The organism is Serinicoccus kebangsaanensis (genome assembly GCF_008919445.1).
Classification (GTDB): domain Bacteria; phylum Actinomycetota; class Actinomycetes; order Actinomycetales; family Dermatophilaceae; genus Ornithinicoccus; species Ornithinicoccus kebangsaanensis.
Map to the genome: position 1 here is coordinate 47,366 of NZ_VSLG01000005.1, position 24,357 is coordinate 71,722.

Annotated in this window: 27 protein-coding genes and 2 tRNA genes; 21 read left to right on the forward strand and 8 right to left on the reverse strand. The window is 73.9% G+C overall.

What is annotated here, in order from left to right:
- Nucleotides 1-3 precede the first annotated feature (3 nt).
- From FXF60_RS07530 to FXF60_RS07550, 5 genes are all read left to right on the forward strand, one after another.
- The gene (locus FXF60_RS07530) at nucleotides 4-588 is read left to right on the forward strand and encodes a DUF2017 family protein (RefSeq protein ID WP_151525120.1); all 585 of its coding nucleotides are present in this window, start codon (nucleotides 4-6) and stop codon (nucleotides 586-588) included.
- A 105-nt stretch (nucleotides 589-693) separates the two neighbouring features.
- Nucleotides 694-2,253 (forward strand): glutamate--tRNA ligase, encoded by a 1,560-nt coding sequence (gltX, locus tag FXF60_RS07535; RefSeq protein ID WP_151525122.1) that lies wholly within the window; start codon nucleotides 694-696, stop codon nucleotides 2,251-2,253.
- 94 nt (nucleotides 2,254-2,347) lie between these two features.
- A tRNA-Gln gene (locus FXF60_RS07540) sits at nucleotides 2,348-2,419 on the forward strand.
- 87 nt (nucleotides 2,420-2,506) lie between these two features.
- Nucleotides 2,507-2,579 (forward strand) — tRNA-Glu (locus FXF60_RS07545).
- A gap of 141 nt (nucleotides 2,580-2,720) precedes the next feature.
- Nucleotides 2,721-3,437: an HU family DNA-binding protein gene (locus tag FXF60_RS07550; protein ID WP_151525124.1), complete on the forward strand. Its 717-nt coding sequence runs from the start codon at nucleotides 2,721-2,723 to the stop codon at nucleotides 3,435-3,437.
- Between the two features lie 2 nt (nucleotides 3,438-3,439).
- Here FXF60_RS07550 and FXF60_RS07555 read toward each other — a convergent pair whose 3' ends face one another.
- Both FXF60_RS07555 and cofC read right to left on the reverse strand, forming a co-directional pair.
- Entirely contained in the window at nucleotides 3,440-3,670 is a 231-nt protein-coding gene (locus FXF60_RS07555) for a hypothetical protein (RefSeq protein ID WP_151525126.1), read from the reverse strand.
- A gap of 9 nt (nucleotides 3,671-3,679) precedes the next feature.
- On the reverse strand, nucleotides 3,680-4,339 hold the full coding sequence (gene cofC, locus FXF60_RS07560) for a 2-phospho-L-lactate guanylyltransferase (RefSeq protein ID WP_151525128.1): 660 nt from the start codon (nucleotides 4,337-4,339) through the stop codon (nucleotides 3,680-3,682).
- Nucleotides 4,340-4,376: 37 nt separating this feature from the next.
- Between cofC and FXF60_RS07565 the strand changes: the two genes are divergently transcribed.
- From FXF60_RS07565 to FXF60_RS07575, 3 genes are read left to right on the forward strand one after another with little or no spacing between them, the layout of a single operon-like run.
- Nucleotides 4,377-5,120 (forward strand): lysophospholipid acyltransferase family protein, encoded by a 744-nt coding sequence (locus FXF60_RS07565; protein ID WP_151525130.1) that lies wholly within the window; start codon nucleotides 4,377-4,379, stop codon nucleotides 5,118-5,120.
- Nucleotides 5,117-6,118, forward strand: a complete 1,002-nt coding sequence (locus FXF60_RS07570; RefSeq protein WP_151525132.1) for an NAD(P)H-dependent glycerol-3-phosphate dehydrogenase — start codon at nucleotides 5,117-5,119, stop codon at nucleotides 6,116-6,118. The genes FXF60_RS07565 and FXF60_RS07570 overlap by 4 nt, the downstream gene beginning before the upstream one ends.
- 36 nt (nucleotides 6,119-6,154) lie before the next feature.
- Entirely contained in the window at nucleotides 6,155-7,306 is a 1,152-nt protein-coding gene (locus FXF60_RS07575; protein WP_151525134.1) for a D-alanine--D-alanine ligase family protein, read from the forward strand.
- Between the two features lie 18 nt (nucleotides 7,307-7,324).
- Here FXF60_RS07575 and FXF60_RS07580 read toward each other — a convergent pair whose 3' ends face one another.
- Nucleotides 7,325-7,807, reverse strand: coding sequence for a DUF3515 family protein (locus FXF60_RS07580; protein ID WP_151525137.1), 483 nt, complete (start codon nucleotides 7,805-7,807; stop codon nucleotides 7,325-7,327).
- The gene (locus FXF60_RS07585; RefSeq protein ID WP_151525139.1) at nucleotides 7,786-8,019 is read right to left on the reverse strand and encodes an Lrp/AsnC ligand binding domain-containing protein; all 234 of its coding nucleotides are present in this window, start codon (nucleotides 8,017-8,019) and stop codon (nucleotides 7,786-7,788) included. The genes FXF60_RS07580 and FXF60_RS07585 overlap by 22 nt, the downstream gene beginning before the upstream one ends.
- Before the next feature lie 50 nt (nucleotides 8,020-8,069).
- Between FXF60_RS07585 and thiL the strand changes: the two genes are divergently transcribed.
- Nucleotides 8,070-9,065, forward strand: coding sequence for a thiamine-phosphate kinase (gene thiL, locus FXF60_RS07590; RefSeq protein ID WP_151525141.1), 996 nt, complete (start codon nucleotides 8,070-8,072; stop codon nucleotides 9,063-9,065).
- Between the two features lie 92 nt (nucleotides 9,066-9,157).
- Here thiL and rpmB read toward each other — a convergent pair whose 3' ends face one another.
- Nucleotides 9,158-9,343: a 50S ribosomal protein L28 gene (gene rpmB / locus FXF60_RS07595; RefSeq protein ID WP_151525143.1), complete on the reverse strand. Its 186-nt coding sequence runs from the start codon at nucleotides 9,341-9,343 to the stop codon at nucleotides 9,158-9,160.
- Between the two features lie 159 nt (nucleotides 9,344-9,502).
- Between rpmB and FXF60_RS07600 the strand changes: the two genes are divergently transcribed.
- From FXF60_RS07600 to mutM, 8 genes are all read left to right on the forward strand, one after another.
- Nucleotides 9,503-11,155: a DAK2 domain-containing protein gene (locus FXF60_RS07600; RefSeq protein WP_151525145.1), complete on the forward strand. Its 1,653-nt coding sequence runs from the start codon at nucleotides 9,503-9,505 to the stop codon at nucleotides 11,153-11,155.
- Entirely contained in the window at nucleotides 11,155-13,461 is a 2,307-nt protein-coding gene (locus FXF60_RS07605) for an ATP-dependent DNA helicase RecG (RefSeq protein WP_151525147.1), read from the forward strand. Before FXF60_RS07600 ends, FXF60_RS07605 begins: the two co-directional genes overlap by 1 nt.
- Nucleotides 13,462-13,465: 4 nt before the next feature.
- Entirely contained in the window at nucleotides 13,466-14,041 is a 576-nt protein-coding gene (gene rsmD / locus FXF60_RS07610) for a 16S rRNA (guanine(966)-N(2))-methyltransferase RsmD (protein WP_151525149.1), read from the forward strand.
- Nucleotides 14,038-14,520, forward strand: a complete 483-nt coding sequence (gene coaD, locus FXF60_RS07615) for a pantetheine-phosphate adenylyltransferase (RefSeq protein WP_151525151.1) — start codon at nucleotides 14,038-14,040, stop codon at nucleotides 14,518-14,520. The genes rsmD and coaD overlap by 4 nt, the downstream gene beginning before the upstream one ends.
- Before the next feature lie 117 nt (nucleotides 14,521-14,637).
- Entirely contained in the window at nucleotides 14,638-15,234 is a 597-nt protein-coding gene (locus tag FXF60_RS07620) for a YceD family protein (protein WP_151525153.1), read from the forward strand.
- Nucleotide 15,235: 1 nt separating this feature from the next.
- Entirely contained in the window at nucleotides 15,236-15,430 is a 195-nt protein-coding gene (rpmF, locus tag FXF60_RS07625; RefSeq protein ID WP_151525155.1) for a 50S ribosomal protein L32, read from the forward strand.
- Between the two features lie 16 nt (nucleotides 15,431-15,446).
- Nucleotides 15,447-16,199: a ribonuclease III gene (gene rnc / locus FXF60_RS07630; protein ID WP_151525157.1), complete on the forward strand. Its 753-nt coding sequence runs from the start codon at nucleotides 15,447-15,449 to the stop codon at nucleotides 16,197-16,199.
- 7 nt (nucleotides 16,200-16,206) lie between these two features.
- Nucleotides 16,207-17,130 (forward strand): bifunctional DNA-formamidopyrimidine glycosylase/DNA-(apurinic or apyrimidinic site) lyase, encoded by a 924-nt coding sequence (gene mutM / locus FXF60_RS07635; protein WP_151525159.1) that lies wholly within the window; start codon nucleotides 16,207-16,209, stop codon nucleotides 17,128-17,130.
- Here mutM and FXF60_RS07640 read toward each other — a convergent pair.
- On the reverse strand, nucleotides 17,127-17,402 hold the full coding sequence (locus tag FXF60_RS07640) for a hypothetical protein (RefSeq protein WP_151525162.1): 276 nt from the start codon (nucleotides 17,400-17,402) through the stop codon (nucleotides 17,127-17,129). The genes mutM and FXF60_RS07640 overlap by 4 nt on opposite strands.
- A 17-nt stretch (nucleotides 17,403-17,419) precedes the next feature.
- On the reverse strand, nucleotides 17,420-18,457 hold the full coding sequence (locus FXF60_RS07645; protein WP_151525164.1) for a Gfo/Idh/MocA family protein: 1,038 nt from the start codon (nucleotides 18,455-18,457) through the stop codon (nucleotides 17,420-17,422).
- 22 nt (nucleotides 18,458-18,479) lie between these two features.
- Between FXF60_RS07645 and FXF60_RS07650 the strand changes: the two genes are divergently transcribed.
- The 4 genes from FXF60_RS07650 to FXF60_RS07665 all read left to right on the forward strand — a co-directional run bounded on the left by FXF60_RS07650 (nucleotide 18,480) and on the right by FXF60_RS07665 (nucleotide 23,614).
- Nucleotides 18,480-18,761: an acylphosphatase gene (locus FXF60_RS07650; RefSeq protein ID WP_151525166.1), complete on the forward strand. Its 282-nt coding sequence runs from the start codon at nucleotides 18,480-18,482 to the stop codon at nucleotides 18,759-18,761.
- A 159-nt stretch (nucleotides 18,762-18,920) separates the two neighbouring features.
- Nucleotides 18,921-22,601, forward strand: a complete 3,681-nt coding sequence (smc, locus tag FXF60_RS07655; RefSeq protein WP_151525168.1) for a chromosome segregation protein SMC — start codon at nucleotides 18,921-18,923, stop codon at nucleotides 22,599-22,601.
- On the forward strand, nucleotides 22,598-23,110 hold the full coding sequence (locus FXF60_RS07660; RefSeq protein WP_151525170.1) for a tetratricopeptide repeat protein: 513 nt from the start codon (nucleotides 22,598-22,600) through the stop codon (nucleotides 23,108-23,110). The genes smc and FXF60_RS07660 overlap by 4 nt, the downstream gene beginning before the upstream one ends.
- Nucleotides 23,111-23,323: 213 nt before the next feature.
- Entirely contained in the window at nucleotides 23,324-23,614 is a 291-nt protein-coding gene (locus FXF60_RS07665) for a hypothetical protein (protein ID WP_151525172.1), read from the forward strand.
- Between the two features lies 1 nt (nucleotide 23,615).
- On the opposite strand, the gene FXF60_RS07670 is transcribed toward FXF60_RS07665, so the two are convergent.
- Nucleotides 23,616-24,353, reverse strand: a complete 738-nt coding sequence (locus tag FXF60_RS07670; RefSeq protein ID WP_151525174.1) for an AAA family ATPase — start codon at nucleotides 24,351-24,353, stop codon at nucleotides 23,616-23,618.
- Nucleotides 24,354-24,357 lie beyond the last annotated feature (4 nt).

A 24,357-nucleotide genomic window follows, 5' to 3' on the forward strand; every position in this document is an offset into this window, starting at 1 on the left:
GGTATGGCGCGCGCGTTCCGTCGCAAGGGCGGCCGGCTGGTCGGCTCCTTCGACGCCGAGGAGATCTCCGTGGTCACCCACGTGCTGCGGCTGACGCGGGACTTCGTGGCGCCGGAGCGGCCCGACTCCGGCGACCCGTTCCTGGACCTGGTCGCCGGCCTGGGGGACGAGGTGGACCCCACAGAGCCCAGCGACCCCGCGCTGGCCCGGCTGCTCCCTCCGGCCTCCCGCGACGACGACGAGCAGGCGGTCGAGTTCCGCCGGTTGACCGAGCACGGTCTGCGCCAGCGCAAGGCCGCGACCCTGGCCACCGCCATCGCCGCGCTGGAGGCCGCGGAGGCGCCCCGCGTCGAGCTGGACCTGGACCAGGCGCGGGCGCTCGCGGTCGCCCTCACCGACGCCCGTCTCATCCTGGGGGAGCGGCTGGGGCTGCGCACCGACGAGGACTCCGAACGCCTGCACGAGGAGCTGGAGCAGGCGCTCGCCGGCGAGGTCGAGCTGGACCCGGCGCTCGCGCAGAAGATGGCCTACTACGACTTCCTGTCCTGGATGCAGGAGTCGGTGACGCTCGGCCTGATGGCGCGCTGAGGCATACCCTCCGCTGCCGGAATTCGACCTTCCGAAGGTGTGCCATGGCAGCAGAAAGCACGGTCGAAATCGGGCAGGACCGCGGGAAGTAGGCTGGCGCCCATCATGACGACGCACCCGACCCCGCACCCCGCCGCCGCCCCGACGCAGGAGGAGGCCACCGGCACCGACGTCCGGGTCCGCTTCTGCCCCAGCCCGACCGGGACCCCGCACGTGGGGCTCGCCCGGACGGCGCTGTTCAACTGGGCCTACGCCCGGCACCACGGCGGCACCCTCGTCTTCCGCGTCGAGGACACCGACGCCGCGCGCGACTCCGAGGAGTCGGTGGCGCAGCTGGTCGACGCGCTTGACTGGCTCGGGCTGGACTACGACGAGGGTCCGGGTGTCGGCGGGCCGTACGGCCCCTACCGACAGAGCGAGCGGGCCGACCTGCACGCCGACGCGGCCCGCCGCCTGCTCGAGGCGGGCCTGGCCTACGAGTCCTTCAGCACGCCGGAGGAGGTCGAGGCGCGGCACAAGGCCGCAGGGCGGGACCCCAAGCTCGGCTACGACAACCACGACCGTGAGCTCACCCAGGAGCAGAAGGACGCCTTCCGCGCCGAGGGGCGCGAGCCGGTGCTCCGGCTGCGCATGCCGGACGAGGACATCACCTTCACCGACCTGGTCCGCGGCGAGGTGACCTTCGGTGCCGGGTCGGTCCCCGACTTCGTCATCGTGCGGGGCAACGGGCAGCCGCTCTACACCCTCGTCAACCCGGTCGACGACGCGCTGATGCGCATCACGCACGTCATCCGGGGGGAAGACCTGCTCAGCTCGACGCCGCGGCAGATCGCGCTCTACCGCGCCCTGATCGAGATCGGGGTGGCCGAGCGGGTGCCGACCTTCGCCCACCTGCCGCTGGTGCTGGGGGAGGGCAACAAGAAGCTGTCCAAGCGCGACCCGCAGTCCGACCTCTTCCTGCACCGCGAGCGCGGCTTCGTCCGCGAGGGGATGATCAACTACCTGGCCCTGCTGGGCTGGTCGATCGGCCCGGACCGCGACATCTTCGACCCGGAGCACCTCGTCGAGGCCTTCGACGTGCGCGACGTCAACCCCAACCCGGCACGGTGGGACCAGAAGAAGGCGGAGTCGCTGAACGGTGACCACCTGCGGCGGCTGCCGCTCGCGGAGTTCACCTCGCGGCTGCTGCCGGTCCTGCGCGGGGCCGGCGTGCTCGGCGAGCAGTCCGGGATGGGGGAGCTGGCCCGGCTGGAGGTGATCGCCGACCTCATCCAGACCAGGATCCAGGTGCTGTCGGAGGCGGTCCCCATGGTGGCGCCGTTCTTCCAGCGCGGCGAGGAGCTGGAGATCGCCGACGACGCGCGCGGGCAGCTCAAGGAGGACGCCGGTGCCGTGCTGGACGCGGCGGTCGCCGCCCTCGAGCCGATCTCCGGCGCGGCGCCGCAGCCGCTCGGCGGCGGCGTCGAGTGGACGCACGACCGCATCGAGGCGGCCCTGCGCGAGGCCCTGGTGGACGGGATGGGGCTCAAGCCCCGGTTCGCCTTCGGGCCGCTGCGGACGGCCGTCTCGGGCCAGCGGATCAGCCCGCCGCTGTTCGAGTCGATGCAGATCCTGGGCAAGCACGAGACCCTCGACCGGCTCGGTCGGCTGCGTCGCAGCGTGTGACCCGCGGGCGGCCCGGCAATTTGGGTCGAGGTCGCCGGGCACGGTAGAGTGGTGCCTCGGTTCTCCGCCCTGAGAAGGGATCGGGGATGCCCTTTGGGGTATGGTGTAATTGGCAACACGGCTGATTCTGGTTCAGTTGTTCTAGGTTCGAGTCCTGGTACCCCAGCGCGACGTCGGAGCACCGATTCCGATTTCGTGGAGGTCTGCCTCATCAGGTAATGTCTCCCGTCGGCGCCGAGCGCGCCGAACACACGGCCCCGTTGTGTAGCGGCCTAGCACGCCGCCCTCTCAAGGCGGTAGCGCGGGTTCGAATCCCGTCGGGGCTACCCGTGTCGACACGGCCCTCATCGCAGCAGCGATGAGGGCCGTTCGCGTTCCCCGCCCGCACGTCCGGCGTCGGGCCGTCGAGACCGCCCGCCCCTGCGCGCGCTAGCGTGCTGGTCCAGACGCGCGCGAGGAGTTGGCTGATGAACAAGACGGACCTGATCGAGGCGCTGGCGCCGAGGGTGGGTGGTCGGGCCGCCGCTGGAGCGGCGGTCGAGGCGCTGGTCGACGTGGTGCTCCGCGAGGTGGCCGCGGGCGGCAGCGTGGGGATCTCCGGCTTCGGCACCTTCGAGCGCGTGGACCGGGCACCGCGGACCGGCCGCAACCCCCGCACCGGCGAGGCCGTGCCCATCGACGGCACCAGCACCCCACGCTTCCGGCCCGGCAGCTACTTCAAGGACGTGGTGGCGGACCCGACGACGCTGCCGAGCCAGGGGATGGCCGGGGTGCGCGGTGGGGCCTCGCCCGCCGCCCGCGAGCAGGAGTCCGCCGGCACGCCCAGCACCGTGCGCCGCGACGGCGCCGCCCCACCCCGCGACGCCGCCTCGGCGCGACGTCAGGCGGCCCGGGACGCCAGCCGCGAGCGGCGCCAGGAAGTCACCACCGGCACGCCGGCGACCGTGCGCAAGCCGAAGGTCGAGCGCCCGGAGCCGGTGGCCGAGCGCGAGGGCCAGCAGCCGAGCAGCGGCGGGCCGCCCTTCTCCGGCGGGGAGGAGATCACCGCCGGGATGATCACGGCGAAGAAGGCGCAGCTGGCCAGGGTGAAGAACGACGAGACCACCAAGGGCGCCAAGAAGTCGAAGAAGAAGTCCGGGAAGAAGAAGTCGGGCAAGAAGCGGAAGGGCCAGCCGAGCGCCTGACCTCAGCGGATCACCTCGTCGGCGCCGATGCCGACGATCCACAGCCGTCCCAGCCGCGTGCCCGTCGCCTCCGGGTCGCCGTCGACCTCGATGCTGACGCGCTGCCCGACGCGCAGGTGGCGCAGCCCGCTCGCCTCCATGACCGGCGCGGAGAAGGGCAGGACGCGACCCGTGTCCAGCAGCACCTCGCCGGTGCGGGACTCGAGGTCGTAGGTGTGCACGCTGGCCTGCATGTGGCCACTCTAGGGCGGTATCGCCCCAGCCTCGCGCAGGACGGCGGTGGTGCGGGGACCGACCCTCAGGCGCAGCGCGAGCGCGAGGTCGTCGGCCGTGTCCACGTCGCGACGCAGCCGGGGCAGGTCCAGGTCGAGGACGGTGGCGTCCACGCCGTGCCTGGCCGCCGAGCCTGCTCCGAACCGCGGCTCGGGTATGCCCGCGGTCGAGGTGAGCAGCACCGTCCCGCTGCCGTCGGCGTCCGGCACGACGGCACGCTCGTGCGCCCCGGCCCGCGCCAGCGCACGACCCAGGTCCTCGGGACGCAGGCACGGCAGGTCGCCCAGCAGCACCGCCCAGCCCGAGGCGGGCGGCCCTTGCTCGGCGGCGTCCTCGAGGCCCGCGCGGATGGCGGCGTTCAGCCCCGATCCGGGGTCGGGCACCGCGCGGGCGCCCAGCTGCCCGGCCCACGCGGCAGCCCCCGGGTCACTCGTCACGACGGTGACCGACGCCGGCGGAAGGGCCGCGCAGACCGCCGCCACGGTGTCCATGCCGATCGCCCGGGCCAGGTCGGCGCGGTGGACACCGTGCGGCGCGACCAGACGCGACTTGGCCCGGTCCGCGTCCTGGATCGGCACCACCAGACGCCATCGCGGTCCGGCGTCCTGGGCTTGCGGGTTCGGCGGCACGGCTGCATCTTCGCCAGCAGTGCCGCCAGATGCAAAGATGACCGGCGTGAGACGCCAGCCCCTGCGCCAGGCCGTGCCCTGGTCCTACCACGCCGTCATCGCGTCGCTCCGCCCCGTGCTCATGGGTGTGACCCGCCGCGACTGGGCCGGTGCCGAGCACCTGCCGAGGGACCGCGGCTTCATCGTGGCCGGCAACCACTACTCCGAGGTCGACCCCGTCATGCTGGCGCACTTCCTGGTCGACCACGGGTGCGCACCCTTCTTCCTCGCCAAGTCCTCGCTCTTCGAGATCCCGCTGCTGGGCGCCGCGCTGCGGCACCTGGAGCAGGTGCCGGTCTACCGCTCGAGCTCGCGCGCCGGCGACGCCCTGGTGGCCGCTCGCGAGGCCCTGGCGGCCGGGCGGTGCATCGCGATCATGCCAGAGGGCACGCTGACCCGGGACCCGGACCTGTGGCCGATGAAGGCCAAGTCGGGCGTGGGCCGGCTCGCCCTGACCAGCCGGGCACCGGTCGTCCCGGTCGCGCAGTGGGGCGCCCAGGAGGTGCTGGGGCACTACGCACGCCGCCCCGGCAACCTGCTGAAACGCCCCGTGCAGCACGTGAGCGCCGGTCCGGCGGTGGACCTCGAGGACCTCTACGACCGGCCCGACGACCCCCGCGCGCACGCCGAGGCGAGCCGCCGCGTGATGGCCGCCATCACCGCGCAGCTGGCGATCATCCGCGGGGAGGAGCCCCCGACCGAGCCCTTCGACCCGGCTCGCCGACGTGAGGACGACGCATGACGAGGGCGGCGATCTTCGGCGCCGGCAGCTGGGGCACCGCCTTCGCCCAGATCCTGGCGGACGCCGGGGCCGAGCGCGTGGTGCTCTGGGCGCGGCGCCCGGAGGTCGCCGAGGGCATCCGGGTCCAGCACCGCAACCCCGACTACCTCCCCGAGATCGAGCTGCCCCCGGTGGTCACCGCCACCACCGACCCCGCGGAGGCGGCGGCCGACGCCGAGATCACCGTCCTGGCCGTGCCGTCCCAGACCCTGCGCGACAACCTCACCGACTGGGGCTCCGAGCTGCCTCCGGACACGCCCGTGGTGTCCCTCATGAAGGGCATCGAGCTCGGCACCGGCAGGCGGATGAGCCAGGTGATCGAGGACAGCGGAGTCGACGTCGCGCGCATCGTCGTCGTCACCGGACCGAACCTCAGCCGGGAGATCGCGGCCCGGCAGCCCGCCGCCAGCGTGGTCGCCGGGGTCGACCACGGTGCTGCGGACCGCGTCGCCGCGGCGGCGATGACGGCATACTTCCGCCCCTACACCCAGACCGACGTGGTGGGCGCGGAGATCGGGGGAGCGGTGAAGAACGTCATCGCCCTCGCGGTCGGGATGGCCGAGGGGCTGGGCTACGGCGACAACACCAAGTCCAGCCTGATCACCCGCGGGCTCGCCGAGACCGCCCGGCTCGGGCAGGAGCTGGGTGCCGACCCGGCGACCCTCATGGGTCTCGCGGGTGTCGGTGACCTCATCGCCACCTGCATGTCCCCGCTGTCGCGCAACCACCGGGTGGGTGTGGCGCTGGGTCAGGGCCGCAGCGTCGAGGAGGTGCTGGCCGTGCCGCACCAGACGGCCGAGGGGGTCAAGTCGTGCCGCAGCGTGGTCGAGCTCGGGGCGCGGCACGGGGTCGACCTGCCGATCTGCCAAGGGGTCAGCGCGGTCGTCGAGGGGGCGGCCACACCGGCGGAGCTGACCGGCGCGCTGATGAGCCGTGCGCGCAAGCACGAACGGCACTGAGCAGCACCCGGCACCACTGGTTAGGCTCGTCCCGATATGGACGCTGCCACCGGACCTCACACCCCTGACGACGCCCGCGCCGGCTCCGGCCGACACCGCGTGGCCCTGGTCTTCGGAGGGCGGTCGGACGAGCACGCCATCTCCTGCGCCACCGCCGCGAGCGTGCTGCGGGCCCTGGACCGGGAGCGGTATGCCGTCGTGCCGGTCGGCATCACCCGCGAGGGGCACTGGGTGCTCGTCGACGACGACCCGGAGGCGCTGGACATCCGCGACGGCCGGTTGCCCCAGGTGGAGGACACGGGACGTCAGGTCATCGTGCCGCTGGGCGGGGTCGAGCACGAGTGGGCCTGGAAGGACGGGGAGGGGCAGGTGCACCCGCTCGGTGAGGTCGACGTGGTCTTCCCGCTGCTGCACGGACCGTTCGGGGAGGACGGCACCATCCAGGGCCTGCTGGAGCTGGCCGACCTGCGCTACGTCGGGTGCGGGGTGCTGGCGTCGGCGGCCATGATGGACAAGCACGTGATGAAGGTGCTGTTCGCCTCCGTCGGCCTGCCCGTCGGCCCCTACACGGTGATCACCGACCTGCAGTGGCAGCGGGACCGCGCCGCCGCCCTGGCCCGTGCCCAGGCGCTGACCTTCCCGGTCTTCGTGAAGCCGGCCCGCGCCGGCTCCTCCGTCGGGGTGGTCAAGGTGGACCGGCCCGAGGACCTGGAGGTCGCCGTCGACAAGGCCCGCAACCACGACCCGAAGGTGCTGGTCGAGCAGGGGATCACCGGCCGGGAGGTCGAGTGCGGCGTGCTCGGCGGTCGGGGCACGGAGCCGCCGAGGGTCAGCGAGTGCGGCGAGATCACCGTGTCCGGCCACGACTTCTACGACTTCGAGGCGAAGTACCTCGACGAGGCGAACGTGCAGATCACCGCGCCTGCGGACCTGCCCGACGAGGTCCGGGAGGAGATCCGCAGGATCGCCACCGCGGCCTTCGAGGTGGCCGACGCCGAGGGGCTGGCGAGGGTCGACGTCTTCGTGGCACCGGACGGTTCGGTGGTGCTCAACGAGATCAACACCATGCCGGGCTTCACGCCCTACTCGATGTATCCGCAGGCCTGGGCGGCGTCCGGGCTCAGCTACCCGGAGCTGGTGGACGAGCTCATCACGCTGGCGCTGGAGCGACCGCTCGGGCTGCGCTGAGCGACCGGCCGGGTCGGCTCACCCCTCCGGCGAGGAGCACTCGCCGGACGTCTGCGGCACCACCCTCGCGGCGTCGTCGAAGGGCGGCAGCAGCAGCGGGTGGCTGTCGTAGTCGGCAGGGACCAGCACCTCCAGCGCGGGCTCGCGACCGTAGGTGGTGAACATCGTGCCCCCGTCGTCCAGCACCGTCGCCACCCAGTCGACCCCGGCCACGTCGATGCACGGGTCCGTCGTCGGGCCCGGGGCTGCCTTGCCGCAGCGGGCCACGATGGGCGGGTCGCCCCAGGCCGCCACGCCGTCCGACTGCACCGCGGTCACACGGGGCTCGTAGGGGCCCACCGACTCCGGCCAGACCTGCGCGACCTCCTGGCAGACCAGGGAGTCCGAGGCGTCGAAGGGCACCGCCCGCACCGGTCGCTCGCCGCACCCGGCCAGCGCCAGCAGCGCGACCGCGGTCGCGGCGGCGCCCCGGCGGCCGCTCAGAGCTCGACCACGGTGCATGTGGTGGTCCGGGTGATCCCGGGCACCTCCAGGACGTGCGCGATGACGCCGCGCCCCAGGTCCGCCACGCTGGGTGCCTCGACGCAGGCGATGACGTCGTAGGGGCCGGCGACGTCCTCGGCGCTGACGACCCCCGGCAGCGCCCGGATCGCCCTGGTCACCCGGGCGGAGACGCCGACCTCGGTCTGGACGAGCATGTATGCCTTGACCACCGTGCTTCCTCCTGCTCGGGACCGGTTGGTGGGGAGGCTACCGTGCGGGGGTGGGCAGCACGGGTGACGGTGACGCGCGGACGGTCGGCGAGGTCGGGGAGCGCGGCATCCTGCGCGAGGTCTTCGCGGTGCTCGGGGAGCGCGGCGGGGCCGGGGTGCTGGTGGGGCCGGGTGACGACACCGCGCTGCTGCGGGTGGACGGTGCTGGCGTGCTGGCGACGACCGACACCATGGTGCGCGGGCAGGACTGGCTGGACGAGTGGTCGGGCGCGCACGACGTGGGGGTCAAGGTGATCACCCAGAACCTGGCCGACCTGGCCGCGATGGGCGGCCACGGCACCGGGGTGCTGGTGACGCTGCTCTGCGATCCCGACCTGCCGCTGTCCTGGGCGCGCGAGCTGACCGAGGGAGTGGCCGAGGCCTGCGCGCGGGCCGGGGTGCCGGTGCTCGGCGGGGATCTCAGCGCGGCCGGTGCCGGGGTCGTGGCCGTCTCGGTGACCGCGCTCGGGGAGCTGGGCGAGCGCATACCGCACCCGGTGCTGCGGGACGGCGCGAGCCCGGGAGAGGTGCTGGCCGTCTCCGGGCCGCTGGGGCGCTCCGCCGCGGGCCTGGAGCTGCTGCGGGAGGGACGGCGGACCGGGCGGTGGGTCGACTACCACCGGCGTCCCTGGGTCGACCTCGGGCAGGGCCCGGCGGCGGCGCGGGCGGGGGCGACGGCGATGATCGACGTCTCCGACGGGCTGGGCCGGGACGGGGACAGGCTGGCCCGCGCCAGCGGGGTGGACCTCGTCCTGGACGAGGCGGTGATCCGCGAGCTGGCCGACCGGCTGGCCCCCGATCTGGACGAGGGCTCGGACGCGGCGCTGCGGGCGGTGCTCGGCGGCGGCGAGGAGCACGAGCTGCTCGCCACCTTCCCCACCGGAAGCGTCCCGGCCGGCTGGATCAGGCTCGGGCACGTGGCGCCGGCCGGTGCCGGACCGACGGTGCGGCTGGGGGAGCGGATCCTGGACCGCGCGGAGGTCGGCTGGGACCACTTCGGCGGCTGAGCACCCGTGCTGCGCTACTCACCGGGGACACAGCAGAGCCGGCGCGACCCGGGGTGGGTCGGCGCCGGCTCAGGCCTGCGAGGGGGACGCGGTCAGCGGGTGACCTTGCCCGCCTTGAGGCAGGAGGTGCAGACGTTGAGTCGCTTCGAGGTCCCGCCCGCGGTGGTGCGCACGCGCTGGATGTTCGGGTTCCAGCGGCGCTTGGTGCGGCGGTGCGAGTGCGAGATGCTGTGACCGAAGCTCGGTCCCTTGCCGCAGACATCGCAAGTGGCAGCCACGGTGTTCTCCTGAAGGTCGTCCGGTGAAAGGTCTCGGGCCCGCGGCGTCGGGGCGCAGGCAACCGGTCCAGAGTACCGGACACGGTCGGTGGCACCCAAATCCCGGACCCGGCCGCGGCCCGACGCGGGCGCGGGGGTGGCGGGCACTAGGTTGGTGGCGTGCCACGACCCGTGTTCGACCTCGTGACCGCCCGTCGTTGGGCGATCACGGCACGTATGTCGCTGGCCGCGGCGCGGGACCAGGTCGACGCCCTCAACGTCTTCCCCGTCGCCGACGGCGACACGGGCACCAACATGTATCTCACGCTGGACGGCGCGCTGGAGCACGTCCGCGTGCAGTTCGAGAGCGGCCGCGGCACCGACCGGCTCCGCGAGGGCCTGGCGCTCATCGCCCGCGGCATGCTGCTGGCCGCCCGCGGCAACTCCGGGGTGATCCTCGCCCAGCTCACCCGTGGCCTGGCCGACGCGGTGGGGCCCGAGGTCGAGGAGGCAGGGCCGCAGGACGTGGCCGCGGCGTTCGAGTCCGCGGCACGCAGCGCCTGGGACGCGCTCGCCGCACCGGTCGAGGGCACCATCCTCACGGTGGCCCGGGCGGCCGCCCAGGGTGCCCGGTCGGCGGTCGACGTGGGAGCGGACGGCGTGGCGGCCGTGGTGGACGCGGCCCTGCACGAGGCGAGGGAGGCGCTGGCCCGCACCCCCGCGCAGCTGCCGGAGCTGCGCGACGCGGGCGTGGTCGACGCGGGGGGTGCCGGCCTGGTGCTGGTCATCGAGGCGCTGGAGGCGGTCCTGGCCGAACGCCCGGTCGGCGCCGACGGCGAGGTCCCGGACTGGTGGTCCACCCAGCCGCTGCCCGCCGGGACGGACGCCGGGGACGAGGACGCCGTCGAGGTGATGTTCCTGCTGACGGGCAGCGACCCGGACCGGGCCGAGCGGCTGCGCGCCCACCTCTCGCACGTCGGCGACTCCGTCGTCGTGGCGGGCGGCCCCGAGGAGTTCCAGGTGCACGTCCACCTGGAGGATCCGGCGGCCGCCATCGAGGCCGGCAGCCTCGCGGGGGTCGTGAGCGACGTGCGGCAGACCTCCCTGGCCGGTGGCACCGACCACGCGGACGCCCACGACCGCTCCGCGCCCTCGTCGCTGCCGACCGGTCTCGGGGTGGTCGCCTGCGCCCTGGGTGAGGGCGTCTGCGAGCTGATGGCCTCGGCAGGTGCGGTCCTGGTGCCGAGCGGCCCGCGCCGACGGGCGGCCGCGGGCCAGCTGCTCGCGGCGGTCCGGGCCTGCGAGGCGGCCGCCGTCGTGGTGCTGCCGAACGACGAGGACATGGTGATGGTCGCCCGCGCGGCGGCGCTCGAGGCCCGGCGCGAGGGGCTGGCGGTGGCGGTGGTCCCCACCCGCACCCTCGTGGAGGGCCTGGCCGCCCTGTCCGTCCTCGACCCGCAGGGCCGGTTGGAGCAGGTCGTCGACGCGATGACGGCGGCGGCGGGCGCCGTGCACGGCGGCGCGCTGACCCGGGCCGAGCGGGCGGCCGACACCCCGGTCGGGCCCTGCCGGGCCGGCCAGTGGCTCGGGATCGTGGACCACGGCATCACCGCCGTGGCGGACGAGCTGGATCCGGTCGCGCGCAGCGTGCTGGACACCATCTGGCACCCCGGCGTCGAGCTGCTGACCGTGCTGCTGGGCGGTGACGCCGATCCCGACGTCCGCGGCCTGCTGGCGCGGGCGGTCGAGGAGCAGTGCGCCGGCACCGATGTCGAGGTGACGTCACTGGACGGGGGCCAGCCGACCTATACCGTGCTGCTCGGGGTCGAGTGATGGCGCGCCGCCACCTCCACGCCGTCGGTGGGTCCGAAGGGAACCCGCTCGACCTCGGCCTGCGCGACCTGATCGGGTCGAGTGCCCAGACGCTGCAGCGCACCCGAGGGATCCGGACCGTGGGCCAGCTGCTCGACTGGGTCCCGAGGACCTACCTCGACCCGTCCCGGCCGACCGCCTTCCGCGACCTGCCGCACGGGGAGGACGTCGTCGTGGTGGGCACCGTCCGGGCCGCCACCACCCACCAGATGCGCAACCGCCGGGGCCGCCGCCTGGTGGTCGACGTCGCGGACGAGTCCGGCGGCACCATCCAGCTGACCTTCTTCAAGCCCTACGGGCACCAGGACCGGCTCCGGCCCGGCGTGCGCGTGGTGTGCTCCGGTCAGGTCGGCGTCTTCCGCGACACCCTTCAGCTCACCCATCCCGACTACGCCACGGTCGGGGAGGACGGGGCGGGCGCGGCCGACTGGCTGCTCGACGGCCTCGTGCCGGTCTACACCGCGACCAAGGGACTGTCCCCGATCGTCCACGGCCAGTGCCTGGAGCTGGTCTTCCACCAGCTGGAGGAGCTGCCCGACCCCGTCCCCGCCCCGGTCCGGGCCGAGGTGGGTCTCCCGGGCCTGCTGGAGGCCTACCGGCTCGTGCACCGCCCGCGCACCGAGGCCGACCACCGCCGGGGCAGGTGGCGGCTCAAGTTCGGCGAGGCCTTCACCGTGCAGGCGCAGCTTGCGCGCGTGCGGCGCTCCAGCGACGCGGTCCCGGCCCGCGCCCGCGCCCCGCGACCGGAGGGCCTGGGCGACCAGCTGCGTGCCCGGCTGCCGTTCGCGCTGACCGACGGGCAGGAGCAGGTGCTGGCCGAGCTGCTCGGCGACCTCGACCGGGAGGTGCCCATGCACCGCCTGCTCCAGGGCGAGGTGGGGTCGGGCAAGACCGTCCTGGCGGTGCTCGCGATGCTGGCCGTCGTCGACTCCGGTGGTCAGGCCGCACTGCTGGCACCGACCGAGGTGCTCGCCGCGCAGCACCACCGGTCGATGAGCCACCTGCTCGGTCCGATCGCCGAGGCCGGGATGCTGGGTGGCCTGGCCGAGGGCACCCGGCTGGCCCTGCTGACGGGGAGCCAGTCCACCGCCGAGCGCAGGCAGGCGCTGCTCGCGGCGGCGTCGGGAGAGGCCGGCATCGTCGTCGGCACGCACGCCCTGATCCAGGAGCACGTGCAGTTCGCCGACCTCGGGATGGTCGTGGTCGACGAGCAGCACCGCTTCGGCGTCGAGCAGCGGGACGCGCTCCGGGCGAAGGCCCAGGGCGGCACGGCGCCCCACGTGCTGGTCATGACCGCCACCCCGATCCCGCGCACCGTCGCGATGACCGTCTACGGCGACATGGAGATCTCGACGCTGCGCGAGCTCCCTGGCGGTCGCCGCCCGATCAGCAGCTTCGTCGTCGACGGGCAGCGTCCCGACTGGGTGCGGCGCACCTGGCAGCGGGTGGCCGAGGAGGTCCGGGGCGGAGGTCAGGTCTACGTCGTCTGTCCCCGGATCGGGGACCCTGACGACCCGGACCTGCCGGGCAGTGACGGCGACGGACCGGGGGTGCCGATCGGCACCGGGGCGGGCACCGGGGGCGGGGAGGACGGCGCGGACCTGCTCACCGGCCCCGCGGCCGCGGACGGGTCGGAGGCAGCGGCCCTGCCCGGGCTGCACGGCGTCCACCAGGTGGCGCGGTGTCTGCGCGGGCTGCCGGCGACCCGCGACCTGCGGATCGAGGTGCTGCACGGGCGCATGCCCGCCGACGCCAAGGACGCCGTCATGCAGGCCTTCGCCGCCGGCAGGGTCGACGTCCTGGTCTCCACCACCGTCATCGAGGTGGGCGTCGACGTGCCGGACGCCACCACCATGGTGCTGCTGGACGCGGACCGCTTCGGCATCTCCCAGCTGCACCAGCTGCGCGGCCGGGTCGGTCGCGGCGGCAGGCCCGGGCTGGCCCTGCTGGTGACCCAGGGCGAGGGCGTCGACCCCTCGGCGATCGAGCGGCTGGAGCAGGTCGCCGCCACGACCGACGGCTTCGAGCTGGCCCGGCTGGACCTGGAGGGTCGCCGCGAGGGCGACGTGCTCGGTGCCAGCCAGAGCGGTGGGCGCAGCGGCCTGCGGTTCCTCCGCCTGGCCCGGGACGAGGAGCTCATCGTGCAGGCGCACGAGGCGGCCTGGCGCACCGTCGAGGGCGACCCCGACCTGGAGTCGCATCCCGAGCTCGCCGACGCCCTGACCCGCCTGGACGCCACCAGCGCGGCCTTCCTGGAGCGGGGCTGAGCCGATGCCGCGGATCATCGCCGGCCGCGCGGGCGGACGCACCCTGCACTCTCCTCGCGGGGCCGACACCCGCCCCACCACCGACCGGGTGCGGGAGGCGTTGTTCTCCCGCGTGGAGTCGTTGCTCGACCTCGAGGGGTGCTCCGTGCTGGACCTGTATGCCGGGTCCGGCGCGCTCGGGCTGGAGGCGGTGTCCAGGGGTGCGGCGCGGGCGCTCGCCGTGGAGCGGCACCGCGCGACCGCACGGCTGATCGAGCGCAACGCGGCCCAGCTAGGCCTGGAAGGGGTCGAGGTGGTGGCGGCGTCGGTCGCCTCGGCGCTCGCCGCCGGGCCGGGGCAGCACACCTACCAGCTCGTGCTGCTCGACCCGCCCTACCCGCTCCCCGAGGCCGAGCTGGCGCAGGTGCTCGAGGCCCTGACCACGCATGGGTGGCTGGACCCCGACGCCCTGGTGGTCGTCGAGCGCGGTGCGCGCTCGCCCCGGCCGGCCTGGCCACCGGCCCTGACCCACCTGGACACCCGTCGCTACGGCGAGACCGCGCTGCACCTCGCCGAGCCCGCAGTAGGCTCGCAGCCATGACGACCCGCCGCTGCGTCTGCCCCGGCTCCTTCGACCCGGTGACCCTGGGCCACGTCGACATCGTCAGCCGCGCGGCCGCCCTCTACGACGAGGTCGTCGTCGCCGTGCTGCACAACCCCGCCAAGCAGGGCACCTTCGAGGTCTCCCGGCGGATGGACCTGGTGCGCGCGTCCCTGCCGGCCGAGGTCAGCGAGCGGGTCCGCGTGGAGGCGTTCGCCGAGCGGCTGCTGGTCGACGTCTGCCGGGACGTCGGTGCCGAGGCCGTCGTCAAGGGCCTGCGTGGTGGCACCGACTTCGCCTACGAGCTGCCGATGGCGCTGATGAACAGGCACCTCACCGGGGTCGAGACCGTCTTCCTGCCCGGCGACCCGGCCCTGGAGCACGTCTCGAGCTCGCTGGTCAAGGAGGTGCACCGGCTCGGCGGAGACGTCTCCGACCTGGTGCCCGGGGCGGTGCTGGAGGCGCTGGCCCAGATTTGAGCGGGACCGCCCGGCTCCGGTAGTCTGGTGCGTCGGTTTGTGTCCCTCTCCGTGCTCGCCGTGGACGAGGACCCGAACCCGATCAGCAGGTCAGACCAAACGTGAGGGACTTTCGACATGGCTGCCCAGCAGACGGAGCGCGACTGGGTGTTCGACACCCGGGAGCTGGTCCGCCGGCCCGGGACCATGCGAGAGGTGTCGCGCGAGGTGACCACGACGGAGCCGATGGGCACCGACGTCATCGCGATCCCGGCCGGTCACCCGGTGCAGGTGGGCTTGCGGATGGAGTCGGTGGTCGAGGGCATCCTGGCGACGGGTTCGGCCCAGGCCGCGGCGACGGGGGAGTGCGTGCGCTGCCTGGACGAGGTCCTCGAGGATGTCGAGGTCACCTTCCAGGAGCTGTATGCCTATCCCGACCGCGCGGCGCACCACCAGCAGGTGGGGAGCCGGTCGGGCGCCGAGAAGGACACGAGCGACGAGGACGAGCAGCGCACGCTCGACGGAGACCTGATGGACCTCGAAGAGGTCGTCCGGGACGCCGTGGTGACCGCGCTGCCCTTCCAACCGGTGTGCCGGGACGACTGTCCGGGCCTGTGCTCCGAGTGCGGGGCACGCCTGGCGGACGACCCGGAGCACCAGCACGACGTGATCGACCCCCGGTGGTCGGCGCTGGCCGCGATGGCCACGCCGACCGACGACGACGAGAGGACCTGACGTGGCCGTTCCCAAGCGGAAGATGTCCCGTTCCAACACCCGGCACCGCCGCTCCCAGTGGAAGGCCGCGCCGATCGCGCTGACCACCTGCCCGCAGTGCCAGGCCGTGGCCACGCCGCACCAGGCGTGCCCGAGCTGCGGCACCTACGGTGGCCGTCACTACGCCGCCGCCGAGCGCACCGAGCACCAGGGCTGATCCCGGGGCCCGCGGCGTGCGTCCCGTCTCCGAGTTCAACGACTACCTGCTCGAGGTGGTCGGGGAGTCGTGCGACGAGGCGCTGCTGCTGCGTGCCCTGACGCATCGCTCGTACTCCTACGAGCACGACGGCCAGCCGCACAACGAGCGGCTGGAGTTCCTCGGTGACTCCGTGCTGGGGGTCGTGGTCACCGACACGCTCTACCGCACCCATCCCGACCTGACCGAGGGGCAGCTGGCCAAGCTGCGCGCCGCGGTGGTCAACTCGCGCGCCCTGGCGGAGGTGGGCAGGGTGGTCGACCTGGGCTCCTTCGTGCTGCTCGGCAAGGGAGAGGAAGCCACGGGGGGCCGCGACAAGGACTCGATCCTCGCGGACACGACGGAGGCGGTCATCGGGTGCCTCTACCTCTCGGCGGGGCTGCCCGCGGCCGATGCCTTCGTGCACCACCTGCTGGACCCACTGCTGCGCCGCAGTGCCGACCTGGGTGCTGCCCTGGACTGGAAGACCAGCCTGCAGGAGGTGGCCTCCGCGGCCGAGCTGGGACAGCCGCAGTACCTCGTGGACGCCGAGGGGCCGGACCACAGCAAGACCTTCACCGCGCGCGCGGTCGTGGCGGAGGAGGTCGTGGGCACCGGCGTGGGCAGGTCCAAGAAGCTGGCCGAGCAGCAGGCCGCCGAGCAGGGCTGGCAGCTGCTGACCGAGCGAGCGGCGCAGGTCGTGGCGACCGAGCCCACGGCCGGCACCTCGGCCCGCCCCTCCACCGGCTGACCTCCTCGTGCCGGAGCTTCCCGAGGTCGAGGTCGTGCGACGGGGGCTGGCGACCCACGTGGTCGGCCGCCGCATCTCCCACGCCGTCCTCACGGGTGCGCGGGTGGCGCGCAGGCACGCGGCCGGACCCGCCGACCTGGCTGCGAGGGTGGAGGACGCGCTGGTGCTCGACGCCGACCGCCGGGGGAAGTATCTCTGGCTCGTGCTGCAGCCACCTGGCGACGACCCGCAGGCCCTGGTCGTGCACCTCGGCATGAGCGGGCAGCTGCTGGTCTCGGGGGCGGGAGCCGCACCGCAGAAGCACCTGCACGCCACCGTGGACTTCGACGACGCCGGCCCGCAGCTGCGCTTCGTCGACCAGCGCACCTTCGGCGGTCTGGCCCTGGCCCCCCTCCACCCCGACCCGAGCGCCGGCGCGCCCGGGCCGGGCGAGCACGTGCACGGCATACCCGAGCCGGTGCTGCACATCGCTCCTGACCCCCTCGAGCAGGCCTTCGACCGGGCCGCGGTGGCGCGCCGGATGAAGGCGAAGGACGTGGCGCTGAAGCGCGTCCTGCTGGACCAGTCCGTCGTCAGCGGCATCGGCAACATCTACGCCGACGAGGCGCTGTGGCGCGCGCAGGTGCACGGTCGACGGCCGGCCTCGGCCCTCACCAAGCCCGCGCTCGGGCGGGTGCTGGACCACGCCGCCGACGTCATGCGGGACGCGCTGGTCCAGGGCGGGACGAGCTTCGACGCGCTCTACGTCAACGTCAACGGCGCCAGCGGCTACTTCGACCGCTCGCTCGCGGCCTACGGCCAGGGCGGCCGCCCGTGCCCCCGGTGCGGCACCGCGATCCGGCGCGAGGAGTTCATGAACCGCAGCTCGCACTTCTGCCCGCGCTGCCAGGTGCCGCCGAGGGTGCGCCGGGTCCCGAGACAGCTGGTCTAGTCGTCCTCCGGGTTCGGCGGAGGGGGCGGGAGCGGACCGCGCTCGGGCTTCTCCGGCCGGCGACCGTCGACCGACTCCCTGGCCTGCTCCTGCCGGCGCGCCCGCTCCTTGCCGGCGTCGCCGAAGACGCGCAACCCCCGACCCACGAGGTCGGTGATGTGGACCGGTGTCCACTGGCGCAGCGGCAGCCGGTCCCGGCGCGGAGTCGCGGCCCGCCCGAGGAGGGCGAGCAGCAGCACGACGATGAGGGCGAAGACGGCGAGCTCGACCATGGGGTCCCCATCCTGCCTCAGGTGTGCAGCGGGGCGTCCTCCTGGGGGTAGCGCACGCCCAGCTCGCGACGCGCGCTCTCCAGGATCGTCATGATCGCCACGGTGTCGGCGTGCGGCGCCAGCGGGGACTCCAGCAACCCCTCTGCCAGGCACCGGTGGAACTCCTCCACCTGGTGCTGGTAGCCGCGGCGGTCGCCGCCCTCCACCAGCTCCTCCTCGTCGCCCCGGCGCACCGTGAAGGAGGTCGGGTTGTTGACCGGGCCGTGCAGGTGGATCGATCCCTCGGTCCCCCGCACGATCGTCTCGGTGCTGCCGTGGGAGAGCGAGTCGGTGAGCACCTGGACCACCGCGCCGTCCGTGGTCATCCACTGCAGGGCGGCCAGCGAGTCGGCTCCGGTCGCGACCCGTGACCCGAGCACGTGCACGTGCGTGGGGTGACCCACGACGAGGTGCGCCAGGGTCACGGGATAGATGCCTAGGTCGAGCAGGGCGCCGCCGCCGTTGTCGAGGTCGAAGAGCCGGTGCGACTCGTCGTAGTCGACCGGGATGGGGAAGGCGGCGTGGAAGCTGCGCACGGTGCCGATCCGGCCATCCCGCACGCGGGCCAGCGCGTCCAGGACCACCGGCTGGAAGCGGGTCCACATCGCCTCCATCACCAGCACCCCGCGGGCCCGGCCCTCGTCCAGGACCGCCTCGGTGTCGTGCACCGTGAGCGTGGTGGGCTTCTCCACCAGCACGTGCTTGCCGGCCTCGATGCAGGCCAGGGCCTGGTCCCGGTGGAAGGGGTGGGTGGAGGAGATGTAGATCGCGTCGACCTCGGGGTCGGCGATGAGCTCGGCGTAGCTGCCGTAGGAGCGCGGGATGCCGAACTCGTCGGCGAACGTCCGCGCCCGTCCGCCGTCGCGAGCCGCCACGGCCACCACCTCGCCGCCGTCGACGGCGGCGATCGCCTCGGCCAGGGACCGCGCGATGCCGCCCGCGGCCAGCAGTCCCCACCGGACGGGACGGCCGCTGATGGGGGTATAGGTCGGTCCGCTCGGCGTGGCTTGCTCCATGGACCCACCGTAGTCTCACGGGATGGAACGTGCGGTGATCTTCGTGCGCGGTCGCGTCCAGGGTGTCGGCTTCCGCTGGTGGACCCGGGCGCGGGCGCTGGAGCTGGGCCTGGTCGGGCACGCGCTGAACCTGCCGGACGGGCGGGTGGAGGTCAACGCACAGGGGGAACGCGCCGGGATCGACGCGTTGCTGGAGCTGCTGCGCGAGGACCCGTCCACGCACAGCCGGCCGGGCCGGGTGGACGCCGTGGTGACGCAGTGGCACGAGGTGCGCGAGGGGCTGACGGGCTTCGTCGAGCGCTGACCGGCCGCACGGTGTGCGTCGACCGGCCGCACGGTTTGCGTCGACCGACCGCGCGGTTTGCACCGACCGGCGCGCGGCGGCGCGGCTCCGGCATACCTCGCCAGTATGGTGACCGGGAGCCGACGAGCCCGACCCGACCCGACCGCGGAAGAGCGCCAGATGTATGTGAAGAGCCTGACCCTCAAGGGCTTCAAGTCGTTCGCCTCCGCGACGACGATGCGCCTGGAGCCGGGGATCACCTGCATCGTCGGCCCGAACGGCTCCGGCAAGTCCAACGTCGTCGACGCCCTCGCCTGGGTCATGGGGGAGCAGGGCGCCAAGAGCCTGCGCGGCGGCAAGATGGAGGACGTCATCTTCGCCGGCACGTCCGGGCGGCAGCCGCTCGGTCGGGCCGAGGTCTCGCTCACCATCGACAACACCGACGGGGCCCTGCCGATCGACTACAGCGAGGTGACGATCACCCGCACCATGTTCCGCACCGGGGGGTCGGAGTATGCCATCAACGGCACCTCCTGCCGCCTGCTCGACGTGCAGGAGCTGCTGTCCGACTCCGGCATCGGTCGGGAGATGCACGTCATCGTCGGGCAGGGCCAGCTCGACCAGGTGCTGCGCGCCACGCCCGAGGAGCGGCGGGGCTTCATCGAGGAGGCCGCGGGGGTCCTGAAGCACCGCAAGCGCAAGGAGCGGGCGCTGCGCAAGCTGGAGACGATGGAGGGCAACCTCACCCGGCTCAGCGACCTGACCACGGAGATCCGGCGCCAGCTCGGTCCCCTGGGACGGCAGGCGGAGACCGCGCGCCGGGCCGCGACCATCCAGGCCGAGGTGCGCGACGCCCGGCTGCGGATCCTCGCCGACGACCTGGTCCAGCTGACCAGCGCGCTGGAGCAGGAGATGGCCGACGAGCGCGCCCTCGTCGAGCGGCGCACCCGCGTGCAGGAGGACGCCCGTGTGGCCGAGGGCCGGGTCGCCGAGCTGGAGCAGCAGCGGGCCGCGTCGGCCCCGCTGCTGACCGCCGTGCAGGACCGGTGGTATGCCCTCTCCTCGCTGGTCGAGCGGGTGCGCGCAATGGGCGACCTCGCCGCGGAGCGGGTCCGGCTGCTCGGCGCCGAGGCCGAGGACCTGGCCGCGGAGGAGAGCGGCCGGTCCCGCCGTGGCCGTGATCCGGAGGAGTTGCGTGCCCAGGCGGCCCGGGTGCGCCAGGAGGAGGCCGAGCTGCAGTCCAGGGTGCAGGAGCTGGCCGCCGCGCTCGCCGAGGCGGAGCAGGCCCGCGTAGGTGCCGAGGACGAGCACGCCCAGGAGCAGGCGCGGCTGCACCGGCTGGCCCGTGCGGCCTCCGACCGGCGTGAGGGGCTGGCCCGGCTGGCCGGGCAGGTCTCCGCCCGCCGCTCCCGGCTGGAGGCCGGGGAGGGTGAGGTCGCCCGGCTGCAAGAGGTCGCGGCCGCCGTCGTCACCCGCGCCGAGAAGGCGGAGCAGGACTTCGCCGGTCTCGAGGGCACGGTGCTCGACGTCGAGCAGGGGGAGGAAGGGCTCGACCAGCACTACGAGGCGGCGGAGCACCGTCGCGACGAGGCCCACGAGGAGGTCGAGAGGCTGACCGAGGAGCTGCGCGACGCCCAGGCCGAGCAGGCCCGGTGGGAGGCCCGGGTGGAGGCGCTCTCGCTGAGCCTGCGCCGCACCGACGGCGCGAGCGCTTTGCTGTCGGCCGAGGGGGTCAGCGGTGTCCGCGGCACCGTGACCGACCAGCTGCAGGTGGAGCCGGGCCGCGAGACGGCGCTCGCCGCCGCGCTCGGCTGGGCCGGGGAGGCCCTGGTCGCCGACGGGCTGGCCCCGGCGCAGCAGGCGCTGGAGTGGCTGCGGGACCAGGACCAGGGTCAGGCGGGGCTCATGGTGCCCGAGCTGGTGGCCGGGGACGCCGGGACGCAGGCGCGCTCGGGGTGGCCGGACCTGCCCGGGTATGCCGTCTGGGCCGCGGACATGGTGCACGCCAGGGACGGGGACGAGCCGCTGCGTCGTGCGGTGACCGGGCTGCTGGAGCGGGTCGCGCTGGTGGACGACGCGGACGACGCCGCGCTCCTCGTCCGGGCCCTGCCGGGAGTGACGGTCGTGACCGCCGCCGGGGACGTCTACGGCCCCGGCTGGGTGCGGGGCGGGTCGTCGGCCGCGCCGAGCCTGCTCGAGCTCACCTCCGCCCTCGACGAGGCGCAGGCCGGGGTCGCCGAGGCGACCGCCCGGGCCGAGCGCGCGACCTTCGCGCTGGGGTCCGCACGGGAGGATCTGGAGGACGCGCAGCAGGCCTGCGACGAGGCGCTGGACGCCCTGCACGACTCGGACGCCCGCATGACCGCCGTGGCCGAGCAGCTCTCCCAGCTCGGCCAGACCATGCGCACGGCGCGCGCCGAGCACGAGCGGGCCACGACCTCGATCAGCACCGCCGAGGAGTCCCTCGCCGCCACCCGGCAGGAGCTGGCCGAGCTGGAGCAACGACTGGCGGACGCCGAGGAGCTGGCGACCCAGGAGGGCACCGACGACCCCGACACCGCGGAGCGGGAGCGGCTCGCCGAGGCGGCGGCCCGCGCCCGCAGCGCGGAGACCGAGGCCCGACTGGCGCTGCGGACGCAGGAGGAGCGGGCGACCGCGCTCGCCGGCCGTGCCGACAGCCTGGAGTCTGCCGCGGCCGGAGAGCTCGCCGCCCGGCGCCAGGCCGCCGAGCGGCGGGAGCGCCGTGCCCGGGAGCGGGCCACGGCGCAGGCCGTCGGCGTCGGTGCCGCCTACCTTCTGCGGCGCACCGAGCAGGTGCTCGCCGAGGCGGCGCAGGAGCGGTCGCGCGGTCAGGCCGAGCAGGCCGAGCGGGACCAGGCCCTCGCCGGGGCGCGGCAGCGCGCCCGGGAGCTCGCCGACGACCTGCGCGAGCTGACCGACTCCGTGCACGCGGACGAGATCGCCCGGGCCGAGCAGCGGCTGCGCATCGAGGCGCTCCAGGCGCGGGCCGTCGAGGAGCTGGGCGTGGACCCGCAGACCCTGGTGGAGGAGTACGGCCCGCACCTGCCGGTGCCGCACATCCCCGGCCCGGACGACCCGGACCCAGAGGACCCCGCCGCCCAGACGCCGCAGGAGCAGCCCTTCGTCCGGGACGTGCAGGACAAGCGGCTGCGCAAGGCGGAGCGCGCCCTGACCCAGCTCGGCAAGGTGAACCCGCTGGCGCTGGAGGAGTTCGCCGCCCTGGAGGAACGGCATACCTTCCTCACCGAGCAGGTGGAGGACCTGCGCCGCAGCAAGGAGGACCTGCTGGAGATCGTGCGCTCGGTCGACGAGCGCGTCGAGCGGGTCTTCACCGAGGCGTTCCACGACACGGCCGAGCAGTTCGAGCGCGTCTTCGCCCGGCTCTTCCCCGGCGGTGAGGGGCGGATCACCCTGACCGACCCGGACAACATGCTGACCACCGGCATCGAGGTGGAGGCGCGGCCGCCGGGCAAGAAGATCAAGCGGCTCTCGCTGCTCTCCGGCGGTGAGCGGTCGCTGACCGCGGTGGCGCTGCTCGTCGCGATCTTCAAGGCGCGGCCCAGCCCGTTCTACATCATGGACGAGGTCGAGGCGGCGCTGGACGACACCAACCTGGGTCGCCTGATCACCCTCTTCGAGGAGCTGCGCGACTCCAGCCAGCTCATCGTCATCACCCACCAGAAGCGCACGATGGAGATCGCGGACGCTCTCTACGGCGTGTCCATGCGGGGGGACGGCGTCACGACGGTCGTCAGCCAGCGGATCAAGGACGTCGCGGCCGACGGGGTGGAGCAGCCCACGCGCTCCGCGGCGCCCGAGCCGGAGCCGGCACCGGCATGACCGTCGTCTTCGGCGGGGCGGAGTTCCCCGCCTACGTCATCGACGACGAGACGCTGCGCGAGGAGCTGCTGGACGAGGACGAGACCCGCGAGTGGGTGGAGGAGACGCCCGACGACCCGCACGCGGTCGCGCTGCTGCGCATGCTGGGCGAGCTCGAGCGGGCGCTGACCGCCGGGCAGGACCGGCTGCACGAGCAGGACCCGGGGACACCTGCCTGGGCCACCGCCGCGGTCCGGCTCGCCCACGTGCACCACTGGCGGGGGGAGTATGCCGAGGCGCACGAGCTGCTGGACGCGGCGCAGCAGGTCTTCGCCGGGGACGACGCGCGCACGGCCTTCGTGCTGCAGCACCGGGCCAAGGTCTGTTTCGACGAGGGTCGCCCGGAGCAGGCCCGTGACAGTGCGCGGGCTGCCCTGACGCTGCGGGAGGGTGCCGGCGACGCCGGGCTGATCGCCTCGACCCGCCAGACGCTGGCACGCATCGAGCGAGAGCTCGATCTCCGGGACTGATCCGACCGGCCGCACGGTTTGCGTCGACCGGCCGCACGGTCTGCGTTGACCGGCCGCACGGTTTGTGTCGACCGGCCGCACGGTCTGTGTCGACCGGCCGCACGGTCTGTGTCGACCGGCCGGCTGTGATCCTGCTCACCTCCTGGGCGACACGCCCACGACACGCCGGTCGCCAGATCGGTCGGGGCGCCCTCCTGGCGGCACACTGGTCACATGCTTGCACTTGTCCTGGCCATGCTCCTGTGTGTCGCCCTGGGCGTGGGGGTCGTGGGATACGTCATGATCGAGGCGCGTCGTGAGGGTCGAGGCGAGTTCTGGACCCCGGAGGGGGAGGAGCTCATCGCCGGGGCGCGCCGCCGCAGTGAGCAGGTGCGCAGCCGGGGTGAGCAGCTGGGTCGGTCCGCCGCGCAGCGCACCCAGGCGCTGCGCGAGAGGCGCCCGGAGCGCACTCGTGACGACGCCCCGCGGCCGGCGGAGGACGACACCTACCGCGCCGCGAGCTGACTCACTCCAGCAGGTGCCGGAGGTAGCGCTCCGGTGCGTCGAGGAACCGGCGGTAGTGGTCCACGACGTCGAGCCGGTCCCAGGTGGCGGGCGCCATGCCCGACTCCGAGCACTGCACGATCCGTGCACCGGGGATCGCGGCGAGGATGGGTGAGTGGGTCGCCAGCAGCACCTGCGCCCCAGGTCGGGCGGCGATGACGGCGATGTCGGCCAACAGGTGCAGCTGAGCCTCGAAGGCCAAACCGGCCTCTGGCTCGTCCCACACGAAGAGACCGTCTCCGTCGTAGCGCTTGGTCCCCAGCAGGTCCAGGAAGGCCTCGCCGTGCGACCGCGCATGGAAGTGCTCGTAGGTCGTCTCCTGCAGGTAGCTGAACAGCCCGTGCATGGTCTCTGCTCGGACGAAATATCCCCACCGGGACCCACCCGGACCTCGGACGACCCGCAGCCAGTCGGCCAGCGGTGACTCACTGTGGCTGGTCCTGTGCATCGCTCCGGTGGATCCGCCCTCGGCGTTGAGTCCGAAGGCCATCGCTATGCCCTCGAGAATGGTGGACTTGCCCGAGCCGTTCGGACCGACCAGGACCATGCACGGGGCCAGGTCCAAGCCTTCGCGCAGCAGCTGGTCGACGGCGGGGATGTCGCGCGGCCACGCCTCGGGGTCGGGCAGTGCTGCCTCCGGGTCACGCTCGACCCGACGCACGGGGACCGGGTCGAAGGTCGGCTGCTCGGCGGAGGGCATACCG

Coding starts and splice junctions, on each gene's coding strand:
- FXF60_RS07530 (WP_151525120.1), top strand. CDS start 4: ATGGCGCGCGCGTTCCGTCGCAAGGGCGGCCGGCTGGTCGGCTCCTTC.
- gltX (WP_151525122.1), top strand. CDS start 694: ATGACGACGCACCCGACCCCGCACCCCGCCGCCGCCCCGACGCAGGAG.
- FXF60_RS07550 (WP_151525124.1), top strand. CDS start 2,721: ATGAACAAGACGGACCTGATCGAGGCGCTGGCGCCGAGGGTGGGTGGT.
- FXF60_RS07555 (WP_151525126.1), bottom strand. CDS start 3,670: ATGCAGGCCAGCGTGCACACCTACGACCTCGAGTCCCGCACCGGCGAG.
- FXF60_RS07565 (WP_151525130.1), top strand. CDS start 4,377: ATGACCGGCGTGAGACGCCAGCCCCTGCGCCAGGCCGTGCCCTGGTCC.
- FXF60_RS07570 (WP_151525132.1), top strand. CDS start 5,117: ATGACGAGGGCGGCGATCTTCGGCGCCGGCAGCTGGGGCACCGCCTTC.
- FXF60_RS07575 (WP_151525134.1), top strand. CDS start 6,155: ATGGACGCTGCCACCGGACCTCACACCCCTGACGACGCCCGCGCCGGC.
- FXF60_RS07580 (WP_151525137.1), bottom strand. CDS start 7,807: ATGCACCGTGGTCGAGCTCTGAGCGGCCGCCGGGGCGCCGCCGCGACC.
- FXF60_RS07605 (WP_151525147.1), top strand. CDS start 11,155: ATGGCGCGCCGCCACCTCCACGCCGTCGGTGGGTCCGAAGGGAACCCG.
- rsmD (WP_151525149.1), top strand. CDS start 13,466: ATGCCGCGGATCATCGCCGGCCGCGCGGGCGGACGCACCCTGCACTCT.
- coaD (WP_151525151.1), top strand. CDS start 14,038: ATGACGACCCGCCGCTGCGTCTGCCCCGGCTCCTTCGACCCGGTGACC.
- FXF60_RS07620 (WP_151525153.1), top strand. CDS start 14,638: ATGGCTGCCCAGCAGACGGAGCGCGACTGGGTGTTCGACACCCGGGAG.
- FXF60_RS07640 (WP_151525162.1), bottom strand. CDS start 17,402: ATGGTCGAGCTCGCCGTCTTCGCCCTCATCGTCGTGCTGCTGCTCGCC.
- FXF60_RS07645 (WP_151525164.1), bottom strand. CDS start 18,457: ATGGAGCAAGCCACGCCGAGCGGACCGACCTATACCCCCATCAGCGGC.
- FXF60_RS07650 (WP_151525166.1), top strand. CDS start 18,480: ATGGAACGTGCGGTGATCTTCGTGCGCGGTCGCGTCCAGGGTGTCGGC.
- smc (WP_151525168.1), top strand. CDS start 18,921: ATGTATGTGAAGAGCCTGACCCTCAAGGGCTTCAAGTCGTTCGCCTCC.
- FXF60_RS07660 (WP_151525170.1), top strand. CDS start 22,598: ATGACCGTCGTCTTCGGCGGGGCGGAGTTCCCCGCCTACGTCATCGAC.
- FXF60_RS07665 (WP_151525172.1), top strand. CDS start 23,324: ATGCTTGCACTTGTCCTGGCCATGCTCCTGTGTGTCGCCCTGGGCGTG.
- FXF60_RS07670 (WP_151525174.1), bottom strand. CDS start 24,353: ATGCCCTCCGCCGAGCAGCCGACCTTCGACCCGGTCCCCGTGCGTCGG.